7 protein-coding genes are annotated in these 8,584 nt (G+C 73.7%); 3 read left to right on the forward strand and 4 right to left on the reverse strand.

Annotated elements, in window-relative coordinates; all coding sequences use genetic code 11:
- The first annotated feature begins 215 nt into the window (after positions 1-215).
- Both FOE67_RS09455 and FOE67_RS09460 read left to right on the forward strand, forming a co-directional pair.
- Positions 216-1,043: a (2Fe-2S)-binding protein gene (locus tag FOE67_RS09455; RefSeq protein ID WP_182662487.1), complete on the forward strand. Its 828-nt coding sequence runs from the start codon at positions 216-218 to the stop codon at positions 1,041-1,043.
- Between the two features lie 155 nt (positions 1,044-1,198).
- The gene (locus FOE67_RS09460) at positions 1,199-2,194 is read left to right on the forward strand and encodes a DUF2637 domain-containing protein (protein WP_182662489.1); all 996 of its coding nucleotides are present in this window, start codon (positions 1,199-1,201) and stop codon (positions 2,192-2,194) included.
- A gap of 243 nt (positions 2,195-2,437) precedes the next feature.
- Here the strand turns inward: FOE67_RS09460 and FOE67_RS09465 are convergent, their stop codons facing one another.
- The 4 genes from FOE67_RS09465 to FOE67_RS09480 form a co-directional block, all read right to left on the reverse strand.
- Positions 2,438-3,058 (reverse strand): histidine phosphatase family protein, encoded by a 621-nt coding sequence (locus FOE67_RS09465; protein ID WP_323384572.1) that lies wholly within the window; start codon positions 3,056-3,058, stop codon positions 2,438-2,440.
- 20 nt (positions 3,059-3,078) lie between these two features.
- Entirely contained in the window at positions 3,079-3,516 is a 438-nt protein-coding gene (locus tag FOE67_RS09470) for an SdpI family protein (protein ID WP_182662491.1), read from the reverse strand.
- Positions 3,517-3,792: 276 nt separating this feature from the next.
- Positions 3,793-4,305 (reverse strand): helix-turn-helix transcriptional regulator, encoded by a 513-nt coding sequence (locus FOE67_RS09475; protein WP_182662493.1) that lies wholly within the window; start codon positions 4,303-4,305, stop codon positions 3,793-3,795.
- 158 nt (positions 4,306-4,463) lie between these two features.
- The gene (locus FOE67_RS09480; protein ID WP_182662495.1) at positions 4,464-5,090 is read right to left on the reverse strand and encodes a helix-turn-helix transcriptional regulator; all 627 of its coding nucleotides are present in this window, start codon (positions 5,088-5,090) and stop codon (positions 4,464-4,466) included.
- A gap of 299 nt (positions 5,091-5,389) precedes the next feature.
- Here FOE67_RS09480 and FOE67_RS09485 point away from each other — a divergent pair, with 299 nt between their 5' ends.
- On the forward strand, positions 5,390-8,557 hold the full coding sequence (locus FOE67_RS09485) for a type 2 lanthipeptide synthetase LanM family protein (protein WP_182662497.1): 3,168 nt from the start codon (positions 5,390-5,392) through the stop codon (positions 8,555-8,557).
- Positions 8,558-8,584: the final 27 nt, after the last annotated feature.

Here is an 8,584-nt window from a genome sequence, read left to right on the forward strand (position 1 = left end):
GTGGGTCCGCCGTGACCCGGGCGGGGGCCGGGGACCGCCGCTCGCACGGCCGAATCCGTTCGGGAATGCTCCATCCGTCCGCTCCTGTCCCCTCCTGCCCCCGAATCAACACGACCCGTGCACTGTAGGCAAGGATGTCGAGGGATCAAACCCCGGCGGGAGTGAGTTAAGGTAAGCCTTACCTGCCCAAGCGATCCTGCCCAGGTGACTCCGTGATGCTCTCCGCGCTCGCCCCCACCTCTCCCCTGGCCCCGGCCTGGGAGCGCATGGGGGAGGTGTTGCCCGCCTTCCGCGTCCGCGAGGAGGGCCTCTCCCCGGCCGCTCCCGCCGGTGACCGGTGGAACCCGGGGGAACTCGCGGCGGGCGGGGCGGCGCTGGACGCCTTCCTCGCCCGGGAGGCGGAGCGGGTCGAGCGCGACTACGGCGCACCGGCGCGACCCGACGTGGTCGCCGGGTTCGCCCTGCACCGGCTGATGTGGTCCTCCGCGGCGCTGTTCACCGTCCCGTGGTTCCTGCTGCGCCGGGTGCCGATCCTCGCCCCCGCCGACATCCTGCTCGACGACACCGGCCTCACCGTGCGGGTTCGGCACTTCCACTGCCTCGTGGACGACCCCGCCGCCGAACTGCCGGGGGCCCGCCCGGTGCGGGACGCGGAGGCGTTGCGCGCCGCCCTGCGCTCGGTGGCCGCCGAGCACTTCGCGCCGTTGTTGACCACCTTCGGTCCCCTGATGCGCCGTCGGGAGCGGGCCCTGTGGGGCATGGCCTCCGACGAGTTGACGGAGAGCCTGACATACCTGGGCGGTCTGTTCGGCGAGGAGGAGCGCGCCCGGCGCGAGATCGAGCTGCTGCTCCCCGGCTCCACCGCCCCGTACACCGGCGGCGCGGGCTTCCGGGAACTGACGGATGCCCGGGGGCGGCGCCACACCACCCGGGACCGCATCAGTTGCTGTCTTTTCTACACGATTCGCCCCGAGGACACCTGCCTGACGTGTCCTCGCACCTGTGATGCCGAGCGCGTCGAACGTCTCTCCGGGATCCGGTAGCAGCGGGACTTCCGAATCCCTTAATATCCGGTGCACATCATTCCTTCGCGGAACCCCGCGGCGAATCCCGTGACGGAGCCGGGGGTTCGGCGATGACGCCGCGCGAAGCCACACCCACGGCACCACCGATACCGGCCGGATAAAGGGACACCCGTATGACATTGACCGACATAGAGTTCAACTGGGTGCTGGCGGCGGCCGTACTCCTGTGCGGGTTCCTGGTGGCCGTGGCCCTTCTCGCCCGGGGGCGCAAGCCCTCCTCCGGAAGCGACGCCGCCGAGGACTCCTGGGAACGCATGGAGGAACGCAGGCGCCGCAAGGAACGCCTGTACGCCACCGCCTCCTACACCCTGCTGTTCTGCTGCGCCGGCGTGGCCGCCGCCCTCTCCTTCCACGGCCTGGTCGGCTTCGGCCGGCAGAACCTCAACCTCTCCGGCGGCTGGGAGTACCTGGTGCCGTTCGGGCTGGACGGCGCGGCCATGTTCTGTGCCGTGATCGCCGTGCGGGAGGCCAGCCAGGGCGACGCCTCGATCGCCTCCCGGATGCTGGTCTGGCTGTTCGCGGGCGCCGCCGCCTGGTTCAACTGGGTGCACGCGCCGCGCGGCGAGGAGCACGCCGGTGCCCCGCACTTCTTCGCCGGCATGTCCCTGGCCGCGGCGATCCTGTTCGACCGCGCGCTGAAGCAGACCCGCAAGGCGGCGCTGCGCGAACAGGGCCTGGTGCCGCGCCCGTTGCCGCAGATCCGCTTCGTGCGGTGGCTGCGGGCGCCGCGCGAGACCTTCGCCGCCTGGTCGTTGATGCTGCTGGAGGGCGTGCGGACGCTCGACGAGGCGGTCGACGAGGTGCGCGACGAGCGGCAGAAGAAGGAGGCCGCCAAGGCCCGGGCGCGTGAGGAGCGGAAGCTGGAGCGGGCCCGCCTGCGGGCCATGGGGCACCACCGGATGCTGCCGGGGCGGGGCCGTCAGATGGCCCTGGAGGCCGGACAGGGCGGGGAGACCTCGATCGAGGTGAGCGACGGCCGGGCCGGACGCGAGCAGCCGGTCGGTGCCGGGGTCGGTGACTCCTCGTCCTCCTCCGGGCCCTCGAGCGCCAGCCCGCGCCTGGACTCACTGGAGGCCAAGCTGGCCCAGATAGAGCGTTCCTTCGGCTGACCCCGGCCGGAAGCCCGCGCGAAAGCGGGGCGTCGGACCCTCCCCACGGGAGTGGTATCCGGCGCCCCGCTTTCGTTTTCGACCACGGAAGAAATTTGTCGACTTTCACCGATGCGACGCGACTCGCCTCCGGGTTGCCCTCTCGGGTATTTCAATCCGATCACATCATGATGCCGATTCGGGGAAAGTTTTCCGGGTGCCGGGACCAACGCACTCCGACATTCGAACAGAGTTGCCGACATTTCACGCTTGCGGGTGATTTTCCGTGAGGTCCGCCGTCTCTCCGCCATCCCGTCGCCGGGTTCGCCCGTCGCACCGTCCGGCCGTTTCCCCACCCGTCAGCCGGTATTCCCATCCCGGCCGCCATTCGAACGGTTCCTCCACCACTTCCTCCAACGGGCGACCGGCCACCAGGTGTTCCAACGCCCACCGACCGACGGCGTGCCCGATCACCACCACCCGCTGCCCGTCGCACCCGGCCACCACGTCCACCACGTCCACCACGAAGTCCCGGACCCGCTCCACCGCCCCCCGCACGCTCTCCCCACCGGGGAACGGCCGGTCCAACCGGTCCCGACGCGCGGCGGCGACCTCCGCCACCGGTCGCCCGGTGAACGATCCGTGGTCGCACTCGCGCAGCCGGGCGTCCCGATGGACGGGGATGCCCGTCCCGGCGAAGGCGATCCGCGCCGTGGTCACCGCCCGGGCGAGGTCGGAGACGAAGACGGCGGAGATCCCGTCGTCCCTCCGCCGCGCGCCCAACTCCACCGCGACCTCCCGACCCCGCCGGGACAACCGGCCCGGTCGCCAACCGGTCACCACACCGGCCTCGTTGTCCGTGGTGATCGCGTGCGTCTCGTACACCAGCCGCACACCCCGGGCGGTCACGTGCGGACGCCGGATCCGGGAGCGGAACCGGGCCCGCCCTCCGCCTCACGTTCCCTGATGGCCCGGGTACCCAGGTGGACACCGATGAACAGCGGGACCAGCGAGAGGAGGGTGCCCGCCGCCACGACGACGCCGAAGACCGCCCCGTGGGAGGTCAGGAAACCGGTCGGGGCCACCAACGCCATCACCGCCCCGCCCGCCACGGCCCACGGTTGGGCCACCCGGTGCATCAGCAGCCAGTTCTCGTCACTCGCCATGGAACGCCCCGTGCGGATCCCCGCCAGGGGGTTGCGGGCCAACCTCCCCCGCGCGGCCATCACCGTCGTCACCACGACCGCGGCCCCTCCCGCGAGCAGCGTCACCAGGATCAACCAGGCCACCGCCGGAGGCAGCTCCTCCCCCGAGACCGCGGCCATCGCCGTCACCGTCGCCATCGGTCCCTCCCTTCCCGGGGCGCCGTCACCGGAGCACCGATCACGACTCCTCCGCCCTCATCGGTCGGCGACCGCGCCCGGGGAACCCCGACGGAAACATCGCCTCTCTCCCCCCTTCCCCGGGAAGCCTCGCCGGGAAGCGGACCCCGTCCCCCCGACGACCCGAACCACCGGTAACACGCCTGCGTCCGGGGAGCCCCGGCCGCCCGGTGACCACAGCCGTCGGAACCGCGAGGGGGTGGGACGGGGCCGCCTCCTCGCGGTTCCGAGGGGACGTCACACCAGTCCGGTGCGCACCGCGGTGGCCACCGCATGGGCCCGGTTGCGGGCCTGGAGACGGCTCATCACCTCGTGCACGGTGTTCTTGACCGTGTGTTCGGAACAGCCGATCCGGCGGGCGATGTCGGCGTTGGCGTACCCGTCCGCCACCAGTGTCAGCACCCTGGTCTGCCCCGGGGTGAGTCCCACCGGCCCGGGGGCCTCGCCGGCGGCCAGGAGCCGGGCCAGGGGCGGATAGGGCAGCCGCCCCTCGCCCCGCCGGACGCCGCGCACGGCCGCACCGAGTTGTTCGGGGGTGAGACCGGCCGCGCACAGGACCGCCGGAACACCGCATCGGATGGCCCGGCGCAACCCCGAGGGGGTGACCGTGTCGCAGACGAACAGGGCCCGATGCTCCCCCGACGGCCGGTGGGAGAGCGCCTCCTCCACCGTCGGGGCGACCACGACCACCACGGTGTCCCCGTCCCGGACCCCCTCGGGGACGGGGAGGAGGCCCGCCCGGCGCAGCATGGTGGGGAGGGGATCCGGGAGTCCCGGCGCGTCCCCCGGCGAGGCGAACCCGGCCGAGAGGACCCGGACCCGTGGCCCCGGCGGCCCGGGGGCCTGCGTCACGGGGGGAAGGGAGGGTTCCGTACCGGAAACGGCGGCGAGGATGCTCACGGCGGCCGTCACAACAGGCCCGCCCGAAGCGCGTAGGCCACCGCGTGGGCACGGTTGCGCAGACGGAACCGCCGGGTGATGTCGTGGACCACGGTGGACACCGTGCGGGGGGAGTAACAGAGACGACGGGCTATCTCGTTGGTCTCGTGCCCCTCGGCCACCAGGCGCAGCACGGAACGCTCGCGGTCGCTGAGCGAACCCGCGCCGCGCAGGGAGCCGAGGTCGCCTCCCCCGGCGTCGGGAGCCGTCGAACGTTCCAGGAGACGGTCGAGCAGGTCCGGTGGGAGCGTGCAGTCCCCGCGCCCCGCGGCGAGCACGGCCCGGCCCAGGCGCCCGGCGTCCGCCTCCCGCCGACGCAACAGCCCCCGGGCGCCCAGGGCGAGGGCGTGCAGGGTCTCGGCCACGGTGAGTTCGCTCGCGACGAGCACCACATCGGGCGGTCGCGGAATCCCGCGCGTGGCCCGCAGTGCCTCCAACTCGGGGTCCCCCACCCGGTCGACGATCATCACCACGACGCGGGTCTCCTCGTCCCGGTCGACCAGGGCCACGTCGGGACAGGTCAGCAGGGTACTCCTGGTTCCCGCCTCCAGTACCGGGTCCAGTGCGATCACGCTGACGGATACGGGATCTCCCATCGGGGTCCTCCGAGGTTCACCGGCCGGTCCGTGTGGCCGGCATCCGAAAAGGGCTGGTCCCAGCCTCGCCCCGTCGACGACCCCGGGCATCGGGGAACGCTACCCAGATTGGGGAAACCCCCTCCCACCAGGGACGCGACCGCCGCGGGGGCGACGGCGGACGGGTGGTGGGAGGGGAAACGGAAACCACCGTTCCCCCGGGCCGGGCAGCCGTCGGGATGCCCCCGGGTACCCGGGGGCGAAGAATATGGGTGGGCTTCCCCCATGTGCGGACCCGGCGGGCCCGGGACGTTGATGACGTGACTGATTCCGCTGTTGCCCCGGCTCCCCGGCTCCGGCCGCTGCCCCGCGACTGGTGGGCGCCCGCGCTGAACCTGCGCGAGCGGCTGACCGCCCCCGGGGCGCCGACCGCCGCGCGCTCGTCCGACCCCCGGCGTCCGGCTCCATGGGCCGTCGGCGACGAGAGCGGCTTCGCCGACCGGCGCGCGAGCCTCGGGGTGAGCGAGGCCCACCTTGCGGCGCTGGCGGGGGAACCGGCGGATCGGCTGGCCCGACGGGCTGGAAAGCCGTCCTGGGCGACGTATGTCGAGCAGGCCGTGTCCGCCGCTCCCGAGACCGCGGACCGCGCGGCCGCGCCGGTGGATCCCCCGGGGGACGAGGGGTGGGGAATCGGGAACACCCCCCGGGGCGCAGGGGTCTTCCTCCCCGTGGTGCGCCCCCTGATCGCCACGGCCTGGGCCGGGGTGGCGGGGAGGGTGTCCCTTCCCCGGGGCGAGTCGGCGACCGCCCGGGCCGCTTTCGAGCGACGGTTGGGAGACCGTCTGACCCGTCAGGCGGGGCGCACGCTGGTGGGGGAACTGCACGCCGCGCGCACGGCGGGGGTTCTGGACGGCAGCACCTCCCGGGAGCGGTTCGCCTCCTTCACCACCGCCGCCGGGACCCGTCGGGGACTGGGCGAGCTGTTCACCCGTTATCCGGTACTGGCCCGCCTGCTCGGGCAGTCCTGTGTCCTCGCCGCGGAGGCCATGACGGAACTCCTGGTGCGCTACGCGGCCGACCGACGGCTGTTGGTGGAAACCCTTCTCGGGGGCGAGGACCCGGGTCCCCTGACGGACATCGAGATGGACCGGGGGGACTCCCACCAGGGGAACCGCTCGGTGGCCGTACTGCGGTTCGCCGGGGGCGCCCGGGTGGTCTACAAGCCCCGCCCGTTGGACCAGCACCGCCTGCTGGACGAGTGCGTGGACTGGCTGAACCGCCGGGTGGACGGCCTCGAACTGCGGACCGCGAGGTCCCTGCCCCGCCCGGGGTACGGCTGGTTGGAGTACATCGAGCACCGCGGGTGCTCCTCGGTGACGGAGGTGGACCGCTTCTACCGCCGGCAGGGCGCCCTGCTGGCCCTGCTGTACGCGCTGGAGGGCGCGGACATGCACTACGAGAACGTGATCGCGTGCGGGGACCAGCCGGTGCTCGTGGACGCCGAGACCCTCCTGCACTCCGGTCTGCCGCCCGCCTCCACCGCCGGTCCCGATCCCGCCGCCGAGGCCCTGAACTCCTCCGTGCACCGCACCTGTCTGCTCCCCCAACTCCTCATCGGTGAGAACGGCGCCGTCGACATCTCGGCCCTGGGTGGCCCCGCCGGGGAGGCGTTCCCCGCCGACGGCCTGCGCTGGGTGGGGGTGGGGACGGACGAGATGAGGGCGGTCCGGGGACCGGTGGCCTGCGAGCCGGGGCGGAACCGACCGTTGCTCGACGGACGGGCGGCCGGCCACGCCGATCACCGGGCCGCCCTGATGGAGGGCTTCCGCCGAACCTACGACACGATCGACGAGCACCGGGCCGAACTGCTGGGCCCCACCGGCCCCGCGACCCGGTGTTCGGGGGCCTTCGGCCGGCTCATCGTCCGATCGACCCGCCTCTACGTCACGCTCCTGGAGGAGGCGGGCCACCCGGCCGTGCTCGGCGACGCCCTGGCCCGGGACGCCGTCCTCGCCCTCCTGTGGACCGAGTCGGCCCACGACCCGATCCGGCAACGACTGATCGAGGAGGAGATCCGCGACCTGTGGTCGGGAGACGTACCGCTCTTCTTCCACCGCCCCCGGGGGACCTCCGTCTGGACCGCCCGCGGCGACCGACTGGAGGGGGTGCTGCCGGTCTCCGGTCTCGATGCCGCCGGCGGGAAGGTCACCCGCATGGGGGAGGTGGACCGTCATCAACAGGAGTGGGTCATCTCGGCCACCCTCGCCGTCACGGCGGCCAACGCGTCCGGCGCCGGGGGAGGGCACCGCCGTTCGGTTCTCGTGCCCCAGCCGGCTCCGCCGGTGGCGCCGGAGGCCTCCCGGCTGCTGAGCGCGGCCTGCGGCATCGCGGACGAGATCGCCGCCCGCGCCCTGCACCGTGACGGCCGGGTCAATTGGCTGGGGCTGGAGCGGGTCACCGACGAGCACTGGGCGGTGTTGCCCATGGGCGCGGGCCTGGCCCAGGGCTACTGCGGTGTCGCGTTGTTCCTGGCCCAGATCGGCGCCCTGACCGGTGCCCGTCGTTACACCTCGCCGGCGCGCCAAGTGGTGGAATCGCTGTCCGGGTTGATGTCCGCGATGGTCGCCGACCCGGCGCTGGCCGACGCCGTCGGCCCCGGTGCCCTGAACGGCCTGGGCGGCATCGCCTACACGGTCGCCCGCCTGGGACCCCTGCTCGGCGAGGACCCCGCCGATTGCCTGGCGGACTCCTTGGCGGCCCTGGAGCTCGCCGCCCTGGCCCCGACCGGCGACGGCGGAGCCGGGAACGTGGCCGACGGCCTGGCGGGGGCCCTGGCCTCCACTCTCGCGGTGTGGGGTCTCACCGGCTTCCCGGGGTCCGCCCGGCTGGCCGACTCCCTCGCGGCCCGCCTGGCCCTCGACTCCGCCGACCCCGGCTCCGGCGCCGGGGGTTCGGGCTTCGCCCGGGGCGCGGCGGGCACCGCGTGGGCGCTGATGCGGTACTCCGGCATCCCCGGCAACGGGGGCGCGGCCCTCCGTGGGGACGCCGCCGACGCCCTGCGGGCCGCCCTGGCCCGCTCCCTGGACCGGCCCCGGGACCTCACCTGGTACGACGGGCTCCCGGGCACCGTGATGGCCGCCGCCGACGCGCTGCCCGCGGACGGCTCCGGTGACCTCGACCGGTGCGCGACGCTGTTGGATGCCTCCCCGCTTCCCGCCGATCTGAGCCCGGGCCACGGCGCCCTGGGCGTCCTGGAGGCGCTCACGGTCCTCGCCGCCCGCGGGGACGACAGGGCCGGGGAAGCGCTGCGCGCCCGGGCCGGGGAACTACTCGGGCGCGTCGAACGCCACGGTCACCGGTGCGGTACCCCCGATCACGTCCCCTCCCCCGGGCTGCTCAGCGGCCTGGCCGGCATCGGGTACGGCCTGCTGCGGCTGGCCTTCCCCACCGAGGTTCCCTCGGTCCTCCTCCTCGACTCCCGTCCCTGAGGGGCACCCGTCCCCCTCCCCCTCGTC

Origin of the sequence: Streptomyces calidiresistens (assembly GCF_014141525.1) — a bacterium.
Lineage (GTDB): Bacteria > Actinomycetota > Actinomycetes > Streptomycetales > Streptomycetaceae > Streptomyces > Streptomyces calidiresistens.